General features: G+C 66.3%; 18 protein-coding genes. 7 read left to right on the forward strand and 11 right to left on the reverse strand.

Annotated elements, in window-relative coordinates; all coding sequences use genetic code 11:
• Window positions 1-4 precede the first annotated feature (4 nt).
• Both S58_RS31805 and S58_RS31810 read left to right on the forward strand, forming a co-directional pair.
• The gene (locus S58_RS31805; RefSeq protein WP_015669549.1) at window positions 5-6904 is read left to right on the forward strand and encodes a SpvB/TcaC N-terminal domain-containing protein; all 6900 of its coding nucleotides are present in this window, start codon (window positions 5-7) and stop codon (window positions 6902-6904) included.
• Window positions 6905-7087: 183 nt separating this feature from the next.
• Window positions 7088-9712, forward strand: coding sequence for a spermine/spermidine synthase domain-containing protein (locus S58_RS31810; protein WP_042341045.1), 2625 nt, complete (start codon window positions 7088-7090; stop codon window positions 9710-9712).
• A 6-nt stretch (window positions 9713-9718) separates the two neighbouring features.
• On the opposite strand, the gene S58_RS31815 is transcribed toward S58_RS31810, so the two are convergent.
• The 3 genes from S58_RS31815 to S58_RS31825 all read right to left on the reverse strand — a co-directional run bounded on the left by S58_RS31815 (window position 9719) and on the right by S58_RS31825 (window position 12888).
• The gene (locus tag S58_RS31815; RefSeq protein WP_015669551.1) at window positions 9719-10342 is read right to left on the reverse strand and encodes a 2OG-Fe(II) oxygenase family protein; all 624 of its coding nucleotides are present in this window, start codon (window positions 10340-10342) and stop codon (window positions 9719-9721) included.
• A 75-nt stretch (window positions 10343-10417) separates the two neighbouring features.
• A complete protein-coding gene (locus S58_RS31820) occupies window positions 10418-10747 on the reverse strand; it encodes a hypothetical protein (RefSeq protein WP_042340355.1) in 330 nt (109 codons plus the stop codon).
• 116 nt (window positions 10748-10863) lie between these two features.
• Complete coding sequence (locus tag S58_RS31825; RefSeq protein WP_015669553.1) at window positions 10864-12888, reverse strand: hypothetical protein; 2025 nt, start codon at window positions 12886-12888, stop codon at window positions 10864-10866.
• A 265-nt stretch (window positions 12889-13153) separates the two neighbouring features.
• Here S58_RS31825 and S58_RS31830 point away from each other — a divergent pair, with 265 nt between their 5' ends.
• From S58_RS31830 to S58_RS31850, 5 genes are read left to right on the forward strand one after another with little or no spacing between them, the layout of a single operon-like run.
• Complete coding sequence (locus tag S58_RS31830) at window positions 13154-14053, forward strand: peptidyl-prolyl cis-trans isomerase (RefSeq protein WP_144058432.1); 900 nt, start codon at window positions 13154-13156, stop codon at window positions 14051-14053.
• Complete coding sequence (locus S58_RS31835) at window positions 14050-15030, forward strand: HupE/UreJ family protein (RefSeq protein WP_015669555.1); 981 nt, start codon at window positions 14050-14052, stop codon at window positions 15028-15030. The genes S58_RS31830 and S58_RS31835 overlap by 4 nt, the downstream gene beginning before the upstream one ends.
• A 17-nt stretch (window positions 15031-15047) precedes the next feature.
• Window positions 15048-15659 carry a HupE/UreJ family protein gene (locus tag S58_RS31840; RefSeq protein ID WP_015669556.1) on the forward strand — a complete coding sequence of 204 codons (612 nt, stop codon included), beginning with the start codon at window positions 15048-15050 and terminating at the stop codon, window positions 15657-15659.
• The gene (locus S58_RS31845; protein WP_015669557.1) at window positions 15656-16276 is read left to right on the forward strand and encodes a HupE/UreJ family protein; all 621 of its coding nucleotides are present in this window, start codon (window positions 15656-15658) and stop codon (window positions 16274-16276) included. The genes S58_RS31840 and S58_RS31845 overlap by 4 nt, the downstream gene beginning before the upstream one ends.
• A gap of 46 nt (window positions 16277-16322) precedes the next feature.
• Window positions 16323-16814 (forward strand): prepilin peptidase, encoded by a 492-nt coding sequence (locus S58_RS31850; RefSeq protein WP_015669558.1) that lies wholly within the window; start codon window positions 16323-16325, stop codon window positions 16812-16814.
• Between the two features lie 18 nt (window positions 16815-16832).
• On the opposite strand, the gene S58_RS31855 is transcribed toward S58_RS31850, so the two are convergent.
• Genes S58_RS31855 through gspG form a run of 8 tightly spaced genes read right to left on the reverse strand, consistent with a single transcriptional unit; the run spans window position 16833 to window position 22073 of the window.
• Window positions 16833-17453 carry a hypothetical protein gene (locus S58_RS31855; RefSeq protein ID WP_015669559.1) on the reverse strand — a complete coding sequence of 207 codons (621 nt, stop codon included), beginning with the start codon at window positions 17451-17453 and terminating at the stop codon, window positions 16833-16835.
• The gene (gene gspM / locus S58_RS31860) at window positions 17453-18016 is read right to left on the reverse strand and encodes a type II secretion system protein GspM (protein WP_015669560.1); all 564 of its coding nucleotides are present in this window, start codon (window positions 18014-18016) and stop codon (window positions 17453-17455) included. Before gspM ends, S58_RS31855 begins: the two co-directional genes overlap by 1 nt.
• Window positions 18013-19086, reverse strand: coding sequence for a PilN domain-containing protein (locus S58_RS31865; RefSeq protein ID WP_015669561.1), 1074 nt, complete (start codon window positions 19084-19086; stop codon window positions 18013-18015). The genes gspM and S58_RS31865 overlap by 4 nt, the downstream gene beginning before the upstream one ends.
• Complete coding sequence (locus S58_RS31870) at window positions 19083-20027, reverse strand: type II secretion system protein GspK (RefSeq protein ID WP_015669562.1); 945 nt, start codon at window positions 20025-20027, stop codon at window positions 19083-19085. Before S58_RS31870 ends, S58_RS31865 begins: the two co-directional genes overlap by 4 nt.
• The gene (locus tag S58_RS31875; RefSeq protein WP_015669563.1) at window positions 20027-20749 is read right to left on the reverse strand and encodes a PulJ/GspJ family protein; all 723 of its coding nucleotides are present in this window, start codon (window positions 20747-20749) and stop codon (window positions 20027-20029) included. The genes S58_RS31870 and S58_RS31875 overlap by 1 nt, the downstream gene beginning before the upstream one ends.
• Window positions 20749-21147, reverse strand: coding sequence for a prepilin-type N-terminal cleavage/methylation domain-containing protein (locus tag S58_RS31880; RefSeq protein WP_015669564.1), 399 nt, complete (start codon window positions 21145-21147; stop codon window positions 20749-20751). The genes S58_RS31875 and S58_RS31880 overlap by 1 nt, the downstream gene beginning before the upstream one ends.
• Window positions 21140-21604: a prepilin-type N-terminal cleavage/methylation domain-containing protein gene (locus S58_RS31885; protein ID WP_015669565.1), complete on the reverse strand. Its 465-nt coding sequence runs from the start codon at window positions 21602-21604 to the stop codon at window positions 21140-21142. Before S58_RS31885 ends, S58_RS31880 begins: the two co-directional genes overlap by 8 nt.
• The gene (gene gspG / locus S58_RS31890; protein ID WP_015669566.1) at window positions 21597-22073 is read right to left on the reverse strand and encodes a type II secretion system major pseudopilin GspG; all 477 of its coding nucleotides are present in this window, start codon (window positions 22071-22073) and stop codon (window positions 21597-21599) included. The genes S58_RS31885 and gspG overlap by 8 nt, the downstream gene beginning before the upstream one ends.
• Window positions 22074-22081 lie beyond the last annotated feature (8 nt).

Genomic DNA, 22081 nt, shown 5'->3' on the forward strand with positions numbered 1-22081 from the left:
AGCCGTGGCCTGGACCCCCAGCACGCCAGGATCGGCCGGTCCCTCGCGACCGGCCGGCACCGACCCGCGCCGGCCGCAAACACCGCGGCCGGCGCCGCCAACGCTTGCGGTCCCCGACCGCAAGCCGGGCCGCAGCTATGGCGAGACCTTCGGCTCGTCCTCGTTCCTGGGCGAGGTCACGCTCACATTGCCGCTTCCGGTGAACGTCGCGCGTCTGGTTCCAGACCTGTCGCTGGCCTATGCCGCCAGCAGCGCCAATGGTCCATTCGGGTTGGGCCTCTCGCTCTCGATCGGGACAATCGCCCGGCGCACGGATGCCGGCATCCCACGCTACAACGACACGGATACGTTCCTCGGACCTGATGGCCAGGAGTTGACGCCGGGCTTCATACCCGACGGCCATGGCGGATGGACACCCGACCTGCGCAGCGCGACCGAGGACGGCGTGACCTATGCGGTGCGCCGCTTTCCACCGCGCGTCGACGGTCGTTCGATCCGGATCGAGCAATGGACCGGATCGGACGGCCAGATGTTCTGGCGCGTCCGCGACGGCGACGACACGCTCACCACCTTCGGAAAGTCGGCCCTGGCGCGGATTGCAGACCCCGCCGATCCCTGGCGGATCGCGAGCTGGCTGCCGGAGGAGACGATCGACCGCTTCGGCAACCGGCTATTGTATGTCTACAAGCCGGAGGACAATGTCGGCTGGTCGGGCGTGAGCTTTCCCGCGCCGGCGCAGCGCTATCTCGCCGAGGTCCGCTACGGCAACTATCTGCCGGCGGGCGCCGCGACAGAGAGCTTCGCCTTCTCGCTCGTGTTCGATTACGGCGAATATGCCCCGCTGACCGGAAATCCCGATCCGGTCCGGCCCTGGCCTGCTCGCAGCGACCCTCAGACCTCGTTCCGCACCGGCTTTCCGCTGCAGACGCTGCGGCTATGCGCGAGCGTATTCTCGGTCAACCGCATCCCAGAAGCCGCCGTCGGCGGCCCGCTGGTCGATGAGGTTCTGAGTCTCACCTATGACGATCCAAGCAGCAACAAACTGGTGCAGGCGCAGCTGACCGGCCAGCGGCGGGCTGCCGATGGCAGCCTGCAGGCAGCATCTCTGCCGGCGCTGACCCTAGACTACACGCCGTTCGAGCCGGAGGAGGCGACCTGGCAGAGACTCAGCATCGCCGGCACCACCGATCTCCCTACGGCACCAGGCGGCACGTTGCTCAACTTTGCCGATCTGCATGGCGAAGGATTGCCGGGACTCGTCTTGAGCGTCGATGCCACGATGAGCTATGCGCCGCCGCTGGGTGGCGGCCGCTACGGCGCGGTCGAGCCGCTGCCGGTCTTTCCCAACGCTGCGGACGTTCCCGGCTTTGCCCTGCGCGACCTGGATGGCAATGGCCATCTCTCGCTCACGGCGAACACGCCGGACTATGGCGGCTTCTTCCTCAACCGGAACGATGGCGGCTGGGACGGCTTCCGCACCTTCCCGAGCTACGCCGCCGAGGCCGCAAGCCCCGCGAGCGCATGGGTCGATCTGGACGGAAACGGCCTTGCCGACCTGCTCGTGCCCTCGGGCGACCAGACGCGCGCCTATCTCTCGCGCGGCACGCTTGGCTTCGCGCCGCCTCTGACCCTGGTGCCGACCGCCGCAACGCGCGATCTCGAAACTGCCGGCGCTGCCATCCTGTCGACCTATGCGGACATGTTCGGCGACGGGCTGGAGCACCGCGTCGTGGTCCGTTCGGGACGCATCGACGTCTGGCCGAACCTCGGCTACGGCAAGTTCGGGGCACGGATCAGCTGGCCCAATGCGCCGAGCTTCGGCGAACTCATCGGTGCGGATCGCATCATCCTCGGCACCGTCCTCGGTGGCGCCGCCGATCTGCTACTGGTCTATCCGGACCATGGCCTGCTCTATCTCAACGCCGGGATTGCCGGCTTCGGCGAGCCGATCAGCATCGACTTCCCGTGCACGGCAGGACCGACCACCACGGTTGCGATCGTCGACCTGCTCGGGCACGGCCAGGGCTGCCTCGTCGTCGCGCAACAGGACGTGTTCGCGGCCGGCTGGTATCTCGACGTCTGCAATGGCGGCTTTCCCGATCTGCTGGCCCAAGCCGACAATGGCATCGGCGGCGAGACGAGCATTGCCTATCGCAGCTCGACCGACTTTTATCTGGCCGACCGCGCCCGCGGCGTGCCCTGGCTGACGCGCCTCGCATTTCCCGTCGTCGTCGTCGAGCGGCTCGACCATACCGACAGCGTCAATGCCCTCGTCAACACCGAGCAGCACCAGTACCGCGACGGCTATTACGATCCTGTCGAGCGCCGCTTCCGCGGCTTCGGCTTCGTCCAGAGCATCAACGCGCGCGCCGTCGACGACGGGCTATGGAGCTTCCCCAGCCCGCACGGTAGCGCGGCGCCGATCGGCGGCCCGGCGCAACTGACGAAGCAGTGGAGCTACACCGGCAGCTTCGTCAGCCCGGATGCTGAAGTGGCGGCCTACAGCTCCGGCTTCTTCACCGGAACGGGCCCCCTCCCTACGATCGGCGGCAGCGTCCTCGCGCCGCCGCTGCGCGACGGCAGCGCAGACACCGTGCGAGAGGCGACGGCCGCACTGGCCGGCTCGCCAATCCGTACCGAGATCTGGAGCGTCGCCGATGACGGCAGCCTCGATACGGCGCCGCTTCAGGTCGAAGAGAATTCACAGACCGTCACGGAGCTGCAGCCGCATATCGGCGATGCCTGGTCGAGCGTGATGCTGACGCCGCGCGAGAGCGCGACGCTTCATTATGACGGCGTCGCCTCCGATCCGCGCATCGAGCAGGATGCGACACTCATCTGGGATGCCTACGGTCACCCGACACGGTCGACGACGGTGTTCTACCCGCGGCCGCAACCCACGACCCCGGCCCAGGGCGAAATGCGGATCACCGTGACGCGCGATGGCTTGAGCAACCAGGATACGGCCGACGTCTTCCTGATCGGGATTCCCTACGAGACTGCGGAGTACGAGGCTGCGGGCGTGCTGCCGGATGCCGGTCGCTACTTCTCCTATGACGGTCTCGCCGCGGCGATCGCGGCTGCGCTCGCGCAGCCGGTCGATTACGGCGAGCCGTTCGGCACCGGACCGCAATCGCGGTCATTGGCCTGGGGCCGCGAATATTACTGGAATGCGGCGGGCGATGCCGTGCTGCCGCTTGGATCATGCGGCCCGCGCGCCCTGCTGCATCATTCGCTCGACGCGGTGTTTCCTCCAAGCTTCGTCGCGACGGCCTATGGCGGCCTCGTCGACGAGGCGATGCTCACGGAAGCGGGGCTTGCGTCCGAAGCGGGCATGTGGTGGTCGCCCAGCGATACGGTCAGCTACGCCGGTGTCGAAGGCTATTTTCAGCCCATCGGCTTCCAGACCGTGTTTCAGACCGCCGCCGCCCACACTACGCTGGGCTACGATCCCTATCAGCTGTTCGTCACGCGCTCGACCGACGCGCTCGGCTTCTCGGTGACCTCGGCGCCCGACTACCAGGCGCTCGAGCCGTGGACGGTCACCGACGTCAACGGCATGGTCACGCAGGGCCTCTACAGCCCGCTCAAGCGCCTGACGGTGATCTCGCAGCATGCGATCGTCGCGGGGAAGTGGCAGGGCGGGATGGATCTGGCCAACTACCAGCCGCATCCGGTGCCGGATCTCGCGACGCTGGTCGCCGATCCCATGACCTATCTGCAGGGCGCCCGCGGCTTCTATCTCCCCGGCTATCCAGCGGACGAACAGCCGGCCTTCCTTGCCACGATCGCGGCAATGGCCGATTGCGATGCGCCGACCTGGACCGGCCCCGTCACGGCGGAGCCGGGGATCAACGTCGGCTATCTCGACGGCTTCGGTCGCAGCCTCGAAGCGCTTCAGCGCGTCGAGGCGGCTGCGGTCGCCGGAACGGCGACGCAGGGCTGGACGTGGCGGAGCGTCACCCGCGTCGATTACGACCATCAGGATCGCGTGCTGCGCACCTATGTGCCGACATTCCAGCAGACCTTTGCGTTTCAGCCGGCAGACACACGCGCGTTCACGGCATTCCAATACGACGCGCTCGACCGGCAGATCCGGATCGACACCGCCAAGGGTTTCATCCTGGCGACACACTATCCGGACGCCTGGACGGTCGAGAACTGGGACGCCGACGACACGGTTCTGCAATCGCCATACTATCAGACCCACATCAACGATCCAGACCTGCCACAGCAGGAGAGGCGGGCGCTGCAACAGGCGGCGCGGTTCGCCGACACCCCGACGAGCGATCGCCTCGATCCGCAGGGACAGACGGTTCGCATCGATGCGATCAACGTCGACGCCCAAAATGTCCGATCGATCCTGCAGACCACGCTGACGATCGATGTGCGCGGGCTGACCATGGCGGCGGTCGATCCGCGCCTGTCGGCCACGCCCGGCCTGCACAACATGGTCGCGCTCTACGACATGCAGGATCGGCCGATCCGCGTCACGCGCGCGGACTCCGGAACCGAGCTTTTGTTGCGCGACGCGCTGGGCGAAACGTTGCATCACTGGACCGCGCTCGGCGCCCATGTCGAAACTGTCTACGAGACGCTGATCCGGCGCCCGGAGCGGCGGCTCGTGACGCTGAAGAATGCCGCGAGCCCGATCGAAGTCGCGCGCTTCGCCTATGGCAGCGATCCCGCGACGCAGAGCGTCAACCGCCTGGTATTGCAGCACGACCAGGCCGGCATCGAGACGACGCTCGCCTATGACATCGGCGGACGCGAGACCAGCGCCACGCGCCAGTTCACGCAATCGGCGGTGACGCCGATCGACTGGACCGCGAGCGTGCCGCTGCAGGCCAGCATCTGGCCGGCGGGATGGCGCTACGATCCGGACGGACGGCTGCTCGAGCAGACCAGCGGCGACGGCTCGACGATCGCGCGCAGCTACTATGCGAATGGCTGGCTCGACCGCGTCACCGTGACGCCCGCCGGCGCTGCTGCCCCGAATACGATCGAGGACGGCCTGCGCTACGAAGCCGGCGGCGGCCCGGTCACCGCGCGCTACGCCGATGGCATGAACCTCGCCTGGAGCTACGATCCGCTCACCGGCGACCTGATTGCCGCCACCGCAACGAGAATCTCGGACGGCGCGCGCCTGCAGGATCTCGGCTATGTCTATGATCCCCAGGGCAACGTCTCCTCGGTCGTCGACAATGCGGCGGCGGCCCTGATGGGAGGTTCGGCGCAGCCGCTGATCAAGGACTACACGTTCGACGCGATCTACCGCCTGACGAATGCGACCGGCTTCGAGGCTGCGCAGGCGAGTCCACCGTGGCAGGCCTACACGCAGACGATCAGCTATGATCCCGGCAACAATCTCGTTGCCGTCGCGGGCTCAGCTGCCGCAATCGCGCTCACCGTGTCCACCACCTCGAACCATGCGGTAGCCGATTCGATGCTCGGCCACGGCGGGACGGTCGACGGCTTCTTCGATGCCGCCGGAAATCTGCTCTCGCTGGCCGACGGCACCACCCTCGGCTACGATTTCGAGAACCGCTTGACCGCGGTTACCCCCGCGGCCGCGCCACAGCCGAACGTCCGCTATTGCTACGGGCAGGACGGCCTTCGCCTGCGGAAGGCCAGCGCGGATGCCGACATCTACCACCTCGGGGCTGCGTATATCGAGGCGAAGGACTCGAGCATACGGACGTCGCTGCTGGTGCCCGGCGCGTTCGGCGACACCCTGTTCGTGACCGTCGATGGCACCCGGCTCGCGCCGAGCTACCTCATCACCGATCGCCTCAGCTCGGTCATGCTCGAGCTCGGCTCTAATGCCGAAATGCAGCGCTATCAGGACTACTATCCTTACGGACCGCTCAGCGTGTCGCTCGCGCCCGCACCTCCGGATCTGCCTGCTCGGCTCGGCTTTGCCGGCAAGGAGCACGACGGCGAAACCAGCCTCTCCTATTTCGGCGGACGTTACTACGTCCCATCATGGGGACGCTGGCTGACGGCCGATCCGCTGGGCGAGGTCGACGGACTCAACCTCTACGAATACTGCCATAGCAATCCGGTCAGCCATTCCGATCCGAGCGGCCTCGCCGTCGGCAAGAACCGGCGCATCAAGCGCAGGCGCCCATCCAAGCGCGTTGCCTCCAAATCGGCCGCAGCGTTTGATTTCAAGATCAAATCGACGGTCAGCTATGGAACTAGCGCGAAGTTTGGCACCAAAGGCTATGGCGGCACCGTCCTGACCGTGACCGGGGGCAAGGGCAGCGGCGTCTTCTCGTTCTGGGTGCCTCGCTCGAGCAATACCGGCAAGGGCGTCTCCCGACAATATCCGATCACGTCGGTCGGATACCGGCAAAACATCAAGCACGCCGTGCTCAGACGGCGTCTGCAACGCTCGATGTTCCGTTTCAAGGACAAGACCCAGATCGGCTACGTCCGCGGCCACCAGATTCCCCACGCCGACACGGTCGTCAGCTCACCATTGTCGGGCGGCCTGATCTCGACCCGGGACAAGATCAACTATTATCCGGAGCCCGAAGGCTGGGGCGAGCAGCAGCGCAAGCATCGCGAGGGCAAGGCGCGCGGCCGCGAGACGCCGCTGGTCCAGTACAATGAATACGGAGCGAATCCGGCCAAGACCAACGACGGAACGCCGGTCCCGGACCGGATCTATTTCATCGAGCTCACCGGCTGGTCGACCAACAAGGCGTATGCGAGCTCGAAGAACTACAACATCAAGTCCTACAAGGTGGAGTATTCCACCTTCGACTACGACAGCCTGCCCAAGAAAAACGGCTCCGATCGCCGCGCGCTGAGCAGCCTGCGGGTCTTCTCGCTTCCGCCAGGCGCCGAGGCCGTGGTGCGCCAGACCACCGGCTACGCCACGCCCTTCAAGTTCTGAACGCAGATCGCCGGGAACCTCCGGCTCTCCGCTTGCGCCGCCGGTGCAATGCGCTGCGGCGGACCGGACATCCATTCCTGTCAAACCACCGTCACGAAACGCGAACAGAAGGAGACGGTCCCGGCGCAAGCGATCGCGCAAGCCTCGTCCGAGGACCTCCCTGTGAACCGCGAGTATCAAGCCTTGACCAAAGCACGCCACGCAGACTCGCGCGAGGCCGATCTGACCGCGAAGAAGCAAGGCCTCTGGTCTCCTGGCACGGGCGCGCTCGCTGGCCCAACGGCAGACCTGTGGGCCCTGAAGCTGCTGATTGCAGCTTCCGGCCTTGCGGGGCTGGGTTACGAGATTGTCTGGACGCGGCAGCTCGCCCTCGCTCTGGGCACGGAAATGATGGCCGTGCTGGGCGCCATCGCAGGCTTCTTTGGCGGCCTCGCGCTCGGGGCGTTCGTGTTGGACGGCCGGATTCGTCGCGCCGCCAATCCGCACCATATCTATGCCGTCCTCGAAGTGGTCATCGGCGGTTGGGGCCTGTGTGCGATATGGCTGCTGCCCGCGAGCGCGCGCGCCTTGGCGCCGCTGCTCGGCATCGCTCCCTCGCCCGTCCTGCTATGGAGTGCGAGCTTTCTGCTGCCGACGCTGGTGCTGTTGCCGGCGACGGTGGCGATGGGCGGGACGCTGACCGCGCTGGAACGCATGATGTCCGCAGCCCGTGGCCCGCACCCCGTCAGCGCCGGCGTCTATGGCGCGAACACGGCCGGCGCCGTCGCCGGTACGCTGCTAGCCACCTTCATACTGATCCCCGCGTTTGGATTGTCGACGACGCTGCTTTGCCTGGCCGCAGTCAACGCGGGCTGCGCACTGGCAGCGCTTCGCCTCGGCCGGTCGTTGCAGGTCGAAGCACGCGAACGAGACGAACGCAGGCATGCCGTTGCCGATTTTCGCCTGACAGGAACTCTGTTCGCCACCGGCCTGCTCGGCATCGCGTTCGAGGTGCTGGTCGTGCGGCTCGCCGCGCAGATGATGCAGGACACCGTCTATAGCTTCGCCTGTCTGCTGGCCGCCTATCTGCTGGGGACCGCGATGGGCGGAATGATCTGGCAGCGCGTCGGGCCAATCGTCGCCCTTGGCAGGACCGGGCTGATCAGCAGCACGGCCCTCGTCTGCCTGGGCACGGCGCTGACGACGCCCTTGCTCACCGGCTTCGCCGATCGTGCGGCGAGTTTCGGCGTCGCCGGCGAGCTCGGCATCGCGCTGGTGCTCTTCCTGTTGCCGTCGATGGCGATGGGCGCCTTGTTCGGCCAGCTCATGCAGGATGTCCGCGACATCAAGGGCTCGGTGGGCTGGGCGGTCGGCATCAACAGCCTCGGCGCGGCGATCGCGCCGCTGGTTGCAGCACAGCTGCTGATTCCAGCGTTCGGCAGCTGGAAGGCGCTGGTTCTCGTTGCCCTCGGATACCTCGTGCTGCTGCAGCCGCACCGCGCAGCGCTGCGTTGGGCCGCGGTGCCGGCTCTGCTCGGAACGGCGATGTTGTGGCTCCCTGCTCCCGACCTCATCAAGCTCCCGCCCGGCGGCAAGCTCCTGGCGCTGCGCGAGGGACCGATGGTGACTGCGAGCGTCGTCGACGATGCCTCCGGCACACGCTATCTCGAAGTGAACGGCCACTTCCGCATGGGCGGCACCAGCTCGGTGCGCTCCGATTTCCGCCAGGCCATGCTGCCGCTGCTGCTGCATCCGGCGCCGCGCAATGCGCTTTTCCTCGGTGTCGGCACCGGAGCGACCGTGCTCGGCGCCGCGCAGATGCCGAACCTCGACGTGCAGGCGGTCGAACTGTCCCCGGAGGTCGTGGCGCTGCTGCCGTGGTTCGATCATCCGGCGTCCAAGCAGGACAGGCCACCGATCGCCATTGCCGATGCCCGGCGCTTCATCGTTGCGGATGAAAGACGTTACGACGTGATCGTGGCCGACCTGTTCCATCCGGCGCTGGATGGCAGCGGCGCGCTGTACACGGTCGAACATTTCGAGGCGGTCAAGCGCCGGCTGGCGACCGAGGGCGTGTTCTGTCAGTGGCTGCCGCTGTATCAGCTCGATGCGCCGTCGCTGCGGGCCATTGTCAGAAGCTTCCTCGCGATCTTTCCGGAAGGTTCGGCGTGGTTGAATCACTACAGTGTGCGCACGCCGATGCTGGCGTTGATCGGATCGCGCGCCCCTAGACCCGTAGACCCCGAGTCGCTCGCTGCACGGTTCTCGGAAGGCACGCTTCGTCCGCTCATTCAACCCCTCGGCTTCGATCAGCCGATCGATCTTCTCGGCCAGTATGTCGCCGGCGCGAAAGCGCTCGCGAGCTTTGCCGGTCCGGGGCCGCGCAACACCGACGATTTTCCGTTCGTCACCTTCGACGCGCGGAGCAACGTCCACGCGCTCTCGGCGCCCCCGTGGCAGCTGCTGTCGACCGTCATTACGGAAGCAAAGACTGATGCGGCCGAATTATTGAGTCCATCGCGGCGCGGACCGTGGGATCACCGGCTCGATGCGTATTGGCGGGCACGCAACCGCTTCATCCAAGCCGGCGCAGCGCTGACGGGCGAACCGCGCGGGGCCGCGCTCATCGCTGTAGCCGCACCTGGTCTGCTCGCTTCGATCCACGCCAGCGCGGAGTTCGAGCCGGCCTATGCGCCGCTGATGAGCATGGCCAGCGCGCTGCTTGCCTCTGACCGGCAGGCGGCCGAGCGGCTGCTTCAGGCGATCGACGAGGCCGCACCGTCGCGACACGACGCGCGCGACTTGCTATCGCGAGAATTCGTCAGATGAACGCGTTCAGGACGAGAAGCTGACGCGGTAGCCCCAGCAGTCCAGATGATCGGGGATGGCATTGAAGGCGATGGTGATACGCTGGTCGCCCTGATTGCGCGGCACCTCGTGATAGAGGTAGCTCGGGAACAGCACGAGATCGCCGGGCTCCGCCTCGGGCAGCACATACTTGCCCGCGTTGAACGGGCCGACTGCGGCGCTGCGGGTATGATGGCGGAACGAGAAATCGCTGCCGCCAGGCGGCCGCAGGAACACGGTACGGCTGCCGGAATGCGACGGCGTCAGATAGAAGATACCGGAAATGAAGCTGTTGGCATGGGCGTGCAGGGTCTGGTTGCCGCCGGTCTCCAGCATGTTCGTCCACATCTCCTTGACCGTCCAGCGCAGCCTCTCGCCGAACAGCAGCTCGCCGAAATCGACCAGCTTTGGCACCGCCAGTTCGGCGATGGTCTGAAACAGATTGTTCGCACGGGGATCGGCGACCTCGGTATGAAACAGCTGCCCGGACCGCAAGTTGTTCTCGATCTTCGAGCCGCGGATGGCCGCCACCGCTGCGTCCTTCAACTCCGCGTTCAACAACGCGGGGGACCGCATCAGCGGGATCGGAAAGAGAGCTTCTATCTGGTCCATGTCCTCAACGCCTCGCACTCGCGCAACCGCGCGGACAATGTGCCGAGATGCGTGACACGGAGATGACAGCGGCGCTCAGCGCGGCGGCATCTCGTCGGCGCGCAGGATGTTCAGCCGCTCGCCCGGCTTCAGGCTGTGCGGCCGCTCCCGCACCTCCAGCGCCGCTCGCTCGGCCTTCTCGACGCAGTCGTCGAACTCGCCATTGCCGGCTTCGACCAGCGCCTGCTGGATGTCCCGCTCGGCGAAATAGCGCGACACGTCGTCGGCCGGCAGGCCTGCTGCCAGCGTCCGCGCCTCGGCCACCGCAGCCTCACAGCTCTCCCGGGTCGGCTCCTCGTCATGCGCCAGGACGCCGCGCGCGGACAAGGCGACTGCAACGAGAATCAGGCTGAGCAGGCGAGACATCGAGGTGGATCCGGGCAATGCACATCCAAAGACAAAGCGCCGGTTCGCAAACCGGCGCCGATCGCGTGTCCGGATCCGGCGGGGCGACGTCGCCCCGCCGGATCGATGCGAAAGGATCAGTCGCGGTTGAAGGCCCAGCGACCCCAGTGGCCCCAATGACCCCAGTGATCCCAATCGTGCCAGTGGTGATGCTCGTGAGCCAGCTTGCGGGCCAGTTCCTTGTTCTTCTCGACAAGCAGCTCGGGCGTGCCATGGGTGCGGACGAAGATCGGGTTGGCGTAGAACCAGACGTTCGACCAAGCCTGCACGTCGTTGGTGACCTTCTTGACGCCGTTGACCGTTCCGAGGTGCGACGGGCACGCCGCATCGGTGCAGCTGACATTGACGTTGTTGAGGTCGAGCAGCGGGTTGCCGGCGCTGTCTGAGACGTTCGGCGTCGCCGGCGGGATGTTGGTGCCGCGGGCGCGGATGTAGAACGGCTTCGCGCTGGCCACGAAGGTGGTCCGGAAGCTGAGGCGGGTCGAACCATCGCGCAGCTTGTAGCTCTGCATCTTGGTCGCCTGGATCTGCTTCGCGATCTTCGCCGACGCATTATAGACGATGTCGGCACCGGCGGTGCCGCCGGCGTTGGCGACCGCATAGCCCGGAGCTCCCGGGGCGATCGGGCCGGTGACGTCACCGGTGATCAGATCGACGTGGTCGAGAGAGGGCTTGTTGAGCGGCTGCTTGATGCCGACCGGCAGCAGCAGCGGGTTGTTGAAGCTGTACGGGCTGTTGTTCGAGGCCGGGACGGTCATCTCCATCTCGAGCACGATCTTCTCGCCGGGACGCACGACCAGCGTCTCGCCCATCGTCTTCCAGTCGTCATCCCACTCGCCTTTGGCGCGGAACACCATGTCGGAACCGACGATCTGGGCGTTCACCGAATAGGAGTTGCCCGAGCGCATGCCGTCGATGATCGACTGTTGGTCGAAGCGCCGCTCGTTCGGAACGTAGAGCCGGGTGTACTCGCCGGGGATGAAGTCCGCCGTGGTGCTGGCATCGCGCGCACCGTAGACGCCGCGGCTGTGCCAGTCGGAGCTCTGGAACACGAAGAAGTTGCGACCCTCGCCGAGCAGGCCGTCCCACAGGCCGCCGACCTTGGCGGTGTAGACACCATGCATGCCGTAGGTGCCGCCGCCGACCGCGTTCGACTTGTACGAGCCGGAGCCGCCGGTGAGGCCGCCTTCGGCCATGTGGCCCGGAGCCTCGATGCCGAACGCCACCGTCGGGCCGGCATTGTTGAAGTCGCGGAAGTGCTCGATATTGTAGCCGGCGGTGCCGGCCGCATTGAACGGTCCCTGGCGCTCGGTGTGGGTCGGGATCGCGTAGGACTGCAGCGGATACTTCGCCTGCAGCCAAGTGATGCCGGCGAGAGCCTTGCCATGACCGGCGGAGCCGGAGTTGTTGACGTTGTCCTTGCCGGTCCAGATCGGATTGTTGCTGCCGTCGACCGGACCGATCGCGTCGGTGTCGGCCCGATCGTAGCGATATTCGAACTCGGCCATCTTGTCGGCATTGCCGTAGCCACGAGGATTCTGGCCGGCGATCACCGCAACGTCCGTGTGCTCATGGCCCGGAACGATCCATTCCAGACCTTCGACCAGCACCTTGTTGTATGTCGCTGTGCGCGCGACGATGGTCGGATACTCGATCTCCTGGATCGACTGCCAGCGCCACATCGTGGCGCCCGTGCCGGTGCCGTTCGGCGTGCCCTTCAGGCTGGCGATGGTAATGCCGTCGATGGTCTTGCCGAGCGTCTGGCTCCAAAAGGTGGTCGTGTTGTCACCCGGAATGTTAGCGCTCGCGTCGCTGAAGCGGCAGTCGCGATTACCGGAGCCGCCGTGGTTGCCGAGCGTGAACCAGTCGAGGTCGAAATTGTTGCCGCCGGCCGCCGCCGTGCCCTTGCCGACCGAGCGGTCGATCGAATAGCCCGCCGCCACCGAGCCGTCGGTGCAGGTGTTATGGTTGTGCATGTCGCCGGCGACATAGGGATTGTTCTTGCTCGTCTCGCCCCAACGCTCGTCGGCGTTGGCGCTCTGCGACAGAGCCAGCGACACCGAGGCCGCTGTCAGCAGGATTTTCTTGGCAGATGGAACCATTTCGTCGCCCCTGAAAAAATCGATCGAGTTCTAAACCGTGATGACAACGCGACTGATGCGCCGTTGCCCTTCGCGCGGCGAACAAATCAAAACTCAGAGACAGTTTGTTGAAGGATTTATTTTTACCGGCGCTCTCTCCACGATCATCGCGAACGGCAGCTGTTGCGAAATTTTTGTGACACTGCTGTTTGCCCGGTGACAATGGCAAGCATGCCGTTGCATATACGCGCCGCGCAACGAGCGCGGTCCGAGTTGTAAAGAACGTATGTCAGCCCCTGCCATGTCGAATGCGGCGCAGACCTTCGAGAGCGCCTCTGCACGCTCCAATCAGCAGGACGGCAACAGCTCTTCCCCTGCGCGATTATCATCCGTAGGGACCCTGCGCGGGCTCATCAGGGAGCCGCTCCTGCACTTCCTCATTCTCGGCGGACTGATCTTCGCGGCCGATGGGATCATCCATCCGCCGGCGAAGGACGAGAAGGTCATCACCGTGACCAAGGCGCTGCGCCAGTCCTTCATCGACACCTTCGACGAGGACAAGCAGCGCACGCCGAGCGAGGCGGAGCTGCAGAAGATGGTTGAGGCCTGGGTGGCCAGCGAGATCCTCTATCGCGAAGGCAAGACGCTCGGCGTCGACCGCGGCGACGAGATGATCCGCGACCGTGTCGCGTTCAAGTTGCAATATCTGATCTTCGATCAGGTGCGCGTGCCGCAGCCGAGCGATGAGCAGCTCCAGGCCTGGTTTGCCGAGAACCATGCGCGGTTCGACGAACCCGAGCGGGTGAGTTTCTTCATGACGCCCCCCAGCGACGAAGCGACGGCGCGGCGCTATCTGGACGACATTGGCGAGCAGCGCGAATCCGAGGAACTGCGCGATCAGACGCGCGCCATTCTCGATCGTCCCGTGCCGAGCCTGTCCGCGGGATTCGGCGACGGCTTCAGCGACGGCCTGCTGAAGATGCCGCTGCAGCAATGGACGCTGCTGCAATCAAAGGACGGCTGGCACGTCGTCCGTCTCGACGCGCGTAAGCCGGGCGCTTCGGCGAAATTCGAGGACATCCGCGCCGAGGCCGCCAAGATCTGGCACACGGAAGAAACACGCAAGCGGGCCTGGGAGGCGGTGAGCCGGCTCAAGGCCAACTACACAATCAGGTACGAGCCGTGACCGGCGCGCGCGCCCTGCTCGCCATCGTGCTTGCGCTCGCTGCAACGCTTCTGGGGCGGCCGGCGGTCGCGCATCAGGCGACGATCGCCGTGCTCGAATTCCGCGAGATGCGGCCCGGCGCGTATATCGGGCGCTGGACGACCTTGCCGAAGGATGGCGACAACCGCATCGAGCTCAAGATGCCGCCGCATTGCTTCCTGCGACTGCCGGAACTCAATTGCGGCGACAAGGGCCTCGTCGGGCAGATGACGATCGCCAATCTCGGCGAGGACATGTCGGCTGCCATCATCCGCGTGACGTCCTTGTCCGGAGAGACGCGCAGCTACACGATCTCCGCGGCCAATCCCGTCGTGACCGTGCTCGGCACGGACGCGCCGACGCTCGAGACCTGGCTCGAGCTCGCCAAGACCTACGTCAATCTCGGCATCGACCACATTCTGCTCGGCGCCGATCACCTGCTGTTCGTGCTCGGACTGATCTGGATCGTGGAGGGAGGCTGGCGCCTGCTCAAGACGATCACGGCTTTCACCATCGGACATAGCGCCTCGCTGGCCGCGACGGCGTTCGGCCTGATCGGCGTCGCCGAGGGGCCGCTCAATGCCTGCATCGCACTCAGCATCGTGTTCGTCGGCGTCGAGATCGTCAAGCAGCAGCGCGGCGAGAGCGGACTCACCGCGCGCTATCCATGGGCCGTCGCCTTCAGCTTCGGTCTCGTGCACGGCATCGGCTTCGCCAGCGCGCTGGCGGGCCTCGGTCTGGAGCGGCGCATCCTGCCGGCTGCACTGCTGTTCTTCAATGTCGGCGTCGAGATCGGACAGATCCTGTTTGTATTGCTCGTGCTGGCGCTGATCTGGGCGCATCGACGCCTGGGCGCGGCGCTGCCGCGATGGAGCGCGGAGCTGCCGGCCTATGCGATCGGCTCGGTGTCGATGTTCTGGTTCTTGGGGCGTCTCGTGCGAGTTCTGGTGGCCGCATGAGGACGAATGGGACGAACATGATCGCGCGCAAGCTTCTGCACTCCGCGTCGGGTGTCGCGTTGCTCTCGGTGCTGACGGCAAGCCCGGGTCTTGCCCATGAGCAGACCGGCGTCGGCGGCGGGCTGGCCAGCGGGCTGCTGCATCCCTTGACCGGGATGGATCATCTGGTCGCAATGGTCGCAGTCGGCATCTGGGGCGCGCAGCTCGGCGGCGTGGCGATCTGGGTGCTGCCGATCGTCTTTCCGCTCGTGATGGCGTTCGGCGCCGTCCTGGGGATCCTCAAGATCGGGCTGCCCGTTCCAGAACTCATCATCGCGCTTTCCGCGCTGGTCCTCGGCCTCGCTGTCGCCATGCGCATCCGTGTCCCATTCGCGGTCGCGGCAGTCATCGTCGCGATCTTCGCCGTCTTCCACGGTCATGCCCACGGCGCCGAGCTCCCGACAGCGGTGAATCCCCTCGCCTATGGCTGCGGCTTCGTGGTGGCGACCGGTCTTCTCCATGCCAGCGGCATCACCATCGGCGCGCTGGCGCGCTGGCCCGGCGGAGAGCGCGTCATCCAAGGCGTCGGAGCAGCCATCGCCGCACTCGGCGGCTACTTCCTGGTCTCCAGCCTGGGCGTCGCGGCATGAGCCCATTCCGCCGGACGGCCCTGCTCGCTTCCGTGCTGCTGCTGACGCAGGTCGGAATCGCCGATGCCCACATCGTATCGGCCCGGCTCGGCGACTTCTACGCCGGCGCGCTGCATCCGCTGCTCACTCTGCAGGACGTCGTCGTCTGGGTTGCGCTCGGCCTCTTGGCCGGTTCGCTCGGAGCAGCGAGTGGACGATGGCTGGTCGTGGTGTTTCCGCTCGGCCTGTGTACAGGGCTCGCGCTCGCTGTCGGTTCGGCTCTCACCCTCGTCTCCCCATTGATCGATGCCGCGACGATCCTCGTGCTTGGGCTGCTGCTGGCAGCGGCCCTGCGCATTCCCGTGACACTGCTCAGCGTGATCGCGTTCGTGCTCGGCGTGATGCGCGGCGCCGCGAATGCCGGCGAGCTGATGCCGCAGACCGACCGTCTGCTTTATGCGGCCGGCCTTGCCATTGCAGGCTACGTCACGATCACCCTCGTGATGGCGCTCGCGCTCACCTTCAGGCGTCCCGAGACCGAGCCGGTGTCGAGTTGGCGCGGGATCGCCGTGCGCGCGGCGGGGGGCTGGGTGGCCGCGGTGGGCCTGATGATGGCGGGACTATCGCTGGCGTCCTGACCGCGTCTATGCTGCGGCCATCCAAGGCCAGATATTTCCGGGCAGCGTGACCAACGCCATCAACATCCTCTGCATCCTCGTGCTGCTTCTGACCTGCGCCGGCCTGATCTGGACAGATCTGCGCAGCGGACTGCTGCCGGACTGGATGAATGCGCTGGTCGCCGCAAGCGGCTTCATCGACACGGCCCTGCTCGTCGATCTGCCCGAGGCGCTGTGGAATTGCGCAGCAGCCGTTGCCGTCGGCGCGGCGCTGCTGCTGCTGCGCCGACTTTACGTGATGGCCCGCGGCCGCCAGGGGCTCGGGCTCGGTGACGTCAAGTTTCTGATGGCGGCAACGCTCTGGGCTGGACTTTCCGGTCTGCCGATCCTGCTGCTCGTGGCGACGACGGCGGCACTCGCTGCGGTTCTGGTGCTCTTCATGATAGGGCGACGGCCCACCGGTCAAACGGCGCTGCCGTTTGGGCCCTTCCTCGTCATTGGTCTTCTTGCCATGCTGACATTGCAGGCCATCGGGAGCGAGCTGATCGTGCCCTTCTGAATTCTGGGAGCAACGATCTCAGCGCGCACGCCGCGCCATCCGCTCCCGGCCGCCCGGCGGAGCGGGCGCCGCAGCTCCCGTCCTGGCCTCGCCATCACCCGCCTGCCCCAGTTGCGGCATCGGCAACGCCACCGTCTCCACATCCTTTTGCAGCATGACTTGCCGCGGCTGCACGGATTGCAGCACCCACCCCTCATGCGCAGCCCCGAGGCGCAGGCGTAGCGGTGTCTGCGACGAGGGATCAACGAAGATGCCGAAGCTTTCCTCGTCACCGATGACCGTGCCCACGAGCTGCAGGTTCGGCCGTTCCGGCTCCTTCGGCGGAGGCGGCGGCGCTCGCATCACCGTGACGGGCGCCGCGATGGACGGCGGCGGCCGGCGCGACGCCGAGAAGATCGGACGGTCGCGTGTTGCCGAGAGCGTATCGATCGGAACGTCCCAAAGGGGGTTGGCGCTCTTGCCCGCCGAGATTTGCACCTTGGGTACAGGCGCGATCGGCGGCGGGTCACCGGGCGCAGCTTGCGCGGGCGCTGCGGGCTCGAGGCCATCCGCTGTCTCACCCCACGCGCGGCCGAGCGAGCCGGTGATCACGCACACGACAGCGGCCGCGACGACGCGTGAGCCGACGAATGATCGCATCACATTTTTCCTTGCCATTGGCCCGACACGGTGACCAGCACCGTCAGCCGCCCTGCTCCGCCCGCAGCAGCCGCCAGCGGTTGCTGCACATGCAATTGGTCGACGAAGAGAAACGGCAATCCGGCTTCGAGATCGTAGAGCAGCTGCTGCAGCGCCGGCTGTTCGAGCTCGCAGTTGGCGACGACGCTGATCAGGTTCTCGTTGCCGCGTGCGGCCGGCAGGTCGACCTGGGTCGACAGCACGCTGCCACCGGCCTTGCCGATCGCCTCCGTGAGACGCTGCACCAGCGCCGCGCCCGCGATAGTGACCGTCCGCCCCTCGACGAACACCGATCCGCCCGGAGCAGTCGAGCTGCTCGCCGCCGGCGTGCCGCCCGGCCGTTTGCGTCCCGAGAACTGCGCCAGTTGCGCGTTGGTGTCGTTGAGCTGGTCGTGCTTCGCGATGAGGTCGATGACGGCTGCAGCGGCAACCCAGAGCAGCGCAACAATCGTTACGGCGTAGAGCATCGCAGAAGCGGCTGGCGAACTCACGAAGTTCCGGCGCAGCGATGTCGCCCAATTCATGCCCGGTCTCCGAAAAACGCGTTGATGCGGGCCTCGATATGGAAACGCTCGCCCGTTTCGCCGGCGGTCCGCGTCGTCGGCGCGTAGAAAGTCGCGCGGCTGAATTGCGGCGACTGCTCGATCAGCCGGATCAGCGCGGGCGCATCCTGGGTCAGGCCGGAGATCTGCAGGCGGTCGTTCTCGACGTGCAGCTCGATGACGTAAGTCCCATCGGGGAGGATCTTCGACAGCGTGTCGAGAACGATCACGCTGGCCGGGCTCGTCTGCTTGCGCTTCGCGAGCAGCCCGTCGGCGGCGGTGGCTCCGATCGCGGGCCGCAACGCGGCACGCAGCCGTGTCACCTGCGCCTGCGCGTCATCGAGCTCACCATCGAGATATCCGCCGATCAACGTCGTCGCGATCAGCAGCACGGCCGTGGTCGCGGCGACCGACAGCCAGCCGAGCTTGAGCACGCGCCCGAGATCGCGGCCGCCGGCGAGCGACGAGCGCAGCGAGGACTTGAAGATCTGGATGGGAACGCCATCGGCTGCGCCGACCTCGGCTGTGATGACGAGCTTGGCGGCGCCGACCTCATCGGCGAACGCGAGCAACGGCTGAACCAGCGCGCGCGGTGTTGCCGCAAGTGTCAGCGCGATCCGGTCATTGGCTACGGGGTGCGTGGCGCTGAAACCGTAGAGCGCCTGATCGATGTGCCACGGCGTCAACCTGCCGATCTGCGTCCGGATCATACCATCCAGAAACGGCTCAGCCTGCTTGGGGAAGTCGAGTGGACGCACCAGGACGTTTTCGGCGGTCAGATGAATCTCCAGTGAGGCACCGCGCAGCGTCCGCAGCCACTCCGGCGAGAGAGTGACGTGCGGTGCTCCCTCAGTCAGATTCACCTTTGCCGGCGCCAGCACAGGTTTCGCCTTTGACGGCACCTGCACCGTCAGCGCGATACGTCCTGGCTGATCAAGGCGAACAACGACCCTCGAACGCTTGAGCTGCCGATCGGCCACGGCCTCGACCGCGGCGGCGACGGTCGCCGTCCACACGGTCAGTCCTCGCTCGATCGCCTCTGTGAGCTTCATGGCATCCCCCGCACGTGAAGCGCCCCCCTCGGTTGCGGCCCGTCGTCCTGCCGTGCGAGCAGCCGATAGGGCTCCTCGCCTTCGCCGGGAACGATCACCGCAGACGCCGCATGACGAAGCCCGCCCGCCGGACCGACGACGATACGCAGCCGATAGGCCTTGCTCTTGCCCTTGGCGGCGTCCTTCGCAGCAGGCCCCAGCGTCTTGGCCAGCGTATCGGCATCCTGTGACAGCGACGCCCGCGCGTTCAGGAAATCCTTCAAGATCAGCGGCGTCATGCCCGGCAGCGCCGCGACGGCCTCCGGTGCAGCTATCGCCGGATCAATCCCCGGAGAGCCGTTGAAGACGGTGACCAATGGAAGCACCTGATCGACCAGCGACGCGGGAATGCCGAGGACGAGCGACAGCTCGCCGACATGCGCGAATGGCGCCAGGCGGGGCACCCGCTTGAGACCAGCCGCCGCATAGCGCGCCTCCTCCGCCTGGGCCTTCGCCGCGTCGGAGGGTTTGGAGCGCCACGCAACCACCCGCTCGGCATAGTCCTTGGCGGCGTCCCGTTCGGCGCCCACCGTGACGAAAAGATTTTCGAGGATGTCCTTCGATGCGGTGTTGAGATCGATCCGTGCCGCTTCGTTGACGAACGATACCGCGATGTCGTTGCCTGCAAGCGCCAGACGGAAACCGCCCTGCTTCGGCCGCTCCTCGTCCTTCGACAGCAGCAGGCGGTAGGCTGACAATTCGATCGCCGCCGAGACCAGCGCATCGGCCTCGACCGCTTCGTCTTCGAGCCGCAGCAACCGCGCCGAGCTTCCCAGCTGCTGCGAGACGACCACCACCAGGGCAGCCAGCGCTGCAAGCATCCACAGCGCCGCGATCAGGATGAATCCACCCTGCCCGCCGCGCTTGCCGGCAGAGCCGTTGTTGTAGGAGAGCACGGACATCAGTCGATCGGCTCGCTCTTGTTCGGCTGCGGCGGCTCGGCCGCAGCCGGCGACCGGGCCGCGGTGCTGCCTGCTCCCGCATCCGCGACGCCGCCGCCCGGTGTATCGACCTGGATACGGACCGCGCTGACGAGAACGGCGGCGCCGCCACGGCTGTCGTCGTAAATCGTCATGCGCACGGCGGACGGCAGCTTGCTCGCATCGCGCCACTCCGTCGTCCACGCCATGGTCTTGTCAGCATAGGCGAACGACATCCGGAACGGCGCTGACAGCAGCACCACGGGATCACCGAACCGGAAATGCTCGGCCACGGGTTGCCCCACCGACACGGGCTCGAACGCGGCGCGCGATCGCAATAGAGCGCGTTCGCTTCTCGCGCCATCCCCACCGATGCGCACGATGTCGAGACCATGCCCGGCATTGGGGCCAAGCTCGGCGCGCACGAACATCACCGAGACCTCGTCACCCACGAACAGCGGCCCCTTCTGCTCGCGATTGGCGGATACGAACTGCGCGGCAGCGAAATCATCACCGACCCGCCGCAGCGCAGCGGCCACCATCTCGGCCCGCTGCACGCGATCCAATCCGCGCTTCCATGCCGGCAGCCATTGCGACGTCACCGCAGCCAGCGCCGACAACACGATCCCGGCAATCGCGAGCGCGCCGAGCGCCTCGATCAAGGCAAAGCCCTGCTCTTGCGGTCGATCGGAACGGGCGATCATCAGCGGGCTCCTCGTGCCAGTCGGACCGTCTGCACATCGGCGATCGCGCCCGAGCCGGTCTTGACGCGCAAGGTCACCGCCTCCGGAATCCAGCCGGTCTGTCCCGCCGGTTCATTCCAATCGCCGCCGAGCGGTCTGACCTGCAGCACCACCGACCCGGAGCCGGAGCGCTGATCGGAGATGCCCGGCTGCAGCCGGCTGCGATCCGCCAGCGCCGTTGCCAGCGCGAGCCGCATGTCGGTAACGAGCGTGACATGCTGCTCGAGCTTGCGAACACTGGCGGCGTTGCGCGACACCACGGCCCCAATCGCTATGATCGAGACGCTGACGACGGCAAGCGCGACGAGCACCTCGATCAGCGTGAAGCCTGCCTGGCCCTGATCAGCCGTCTCAACCATTGGCGAGCGCGCGCGAGACAATGTCGATCCTCCCCGTCAGCCAGTTGACCCGGATTTCCAGGCTCAGATCGGCGCGGGACAATGTGATCGCGCCGCCACAGGACAGGCCGTCAGGAAAGAAACTGATGCTCGCCAGCACCGGCCGATGCTGGCAGCTGCGCGGCAGCGTCGCCAGGAAGGCGACATCGTCGGGCAGCTTCAGGGCGGCCGCACCGCTGCCGGAGCGGATCAACCGCCGCGAGGTGTCGATCTGCGTGTCGATGCGAGTCCCGTTTCGCATCGAGGAGGCACGATCCGACTTCAGCAGAGTCGCGGCCTGCAGCGCATAGGCCTGCAGCCGCGGCCGCGACGTCTGCCGCGGCAAATAGGGCAGCACGACGGACGCCAGCATCGCGACGATCGCGAGCACGCAGACCATCTCGAGCAGCGTGAAGCCGCGCTGGCCGTTGTCACTCACTGCGCGCGCTCGTCTGCGTTCCCAGGACGATGTCGGCCGCCGTTCCGCTGCCGCCCTCCTGGCCATCGGCGCCGTAGGACAGGATGTCGTAGGGGCCATGGTCACCCGGTGCGCGGTAGACATAGGCCGTATTCCATGGATCTTTCGGCACCGCTCCGCCTTTGAGATAGGGCCCGTTCCAGGCGCTCAGTCCGGCCGGCCGTTGCGCCAGCGCTGCGAGGCCTTCCGAGGTCGAGGGGTAGCGGCCGGCATCGAGATAGAACAGATCGAGTGCGCTCGAGAAGCTCTGCAGCTGGATCCGCGCCGCCTTGGTCTTGGATTCGCTGAGATAGTTCAGAACGCGCGGACCGATCAGTCCCATGATCAGTCCGATGATCGTGATCACGACCAGCATCTCGACCAGCGTGAAGCCGCGCTCGTTGTCGCGCCCGGCCCTCGTGGCCGGCTTGATCTGCGTGTCCGATCTCATGTCATTCT

It is taken from the genome of Bradyrhizobium oligotrophicum S58 (assembly GCF_000344805.1).
In the GTDB taxonomy this organism is placed as follows: domain Bacteria; phylum Pseudomonadota; class Alphaproteobacteria; order Rhizobiales; family Xanthobacteraceae; genus Bradyrhizobium; species Bradyrhizobium oligotrophicum.

Coding starts and splice junctions, on each gene's coding strand:
- S58_RS31815 (WP_015669551.1), bottom strand. CDS start 10,342: ATGGACCAGATAGAAGCTCTCTTTCCGATCCCGCTGATGCGGTCCCCC.
- S58_RS31820 (WP_042340355.1), bottom strand. CDS start 10,747: ATGTCTCGCCTGCTCAGCCTGATTCTCGTTGCAGTCGCCTTGTCCGCG.
- S58_RS31825 (WP_015669553.1), bottom strand. CDS start 12,888: ATGGTTCCATCTGCCAAGAAAATCCTGCTGACAGCGGCCTCGGTGTCG.
- S58_RS31830 (WP_144058432.1), top strand. CDS start 13,154: ATGTCAGCCCCTGCCATGTCGAATGCGGCGCAGACCTTCGAGAGCGCC.
- S58_RS31840 (WP_015669556.1), top strand. CDS start 15,048: ATGATCGCGCGCAAGCTTCTGCACTCCGCGTCGGGTGTCGCGTTGCTC.
- S58_RS31845 (WP_015669557.1), top strand. CDS start 15,656: ATGAGCCCATTCCGCCGGACGGCCCTGCTCGCTTCCGTGCTGCTGCTG.
- S58_RS31855 (WP_015669559.1), bottom strand. CDS start 17,453: ATGCGATCATTCGTCGGCTCACGCGTCGTCGCGGCCGCTGTCGTGTGC.
- gspM (WP_015669560.1), bottom strand. CDS start 18,016: ATGAATTGGGCGACATCGCTGCGCCGGAACTTCGTGAGTTCGCCAGCC.
- S58_RS31865 (WP_015669561.1), bottom strand. CDS start 19,086: ATGAAGCTCACAGAGGCGATCGAGCGAGGACTGACCGTGTGGACGGCG.
- S58_RS31870 (WP_015669562.1), bottom strand. CDS start 20,027: ATGTCCGTGCTCTCCTACAACAACGGCTCTGCCGGCAAGCGCGGCGGG.
- S58_RS31875 (WP_015669563.1), bottom strand. CDS start 20,749: ATGATCGCCCGTTCCGATCGACCGCAAGAGCAGGGCTTTGCCTTGATC.
- S58_RS31880 (WP_015669564.1), bottom strand. CDS start 21,147: ATGGTTGAGACGGCTGATCAGGGCCAGGCAGGCTTCACGCTGATCGAG.
- gspG (WP_015669566.1), bottom strand. CDS start 22,073: ATGAGATCGGACACGCAGATCAAGCCGGCCACGAGGGCCGGGCGCGAC.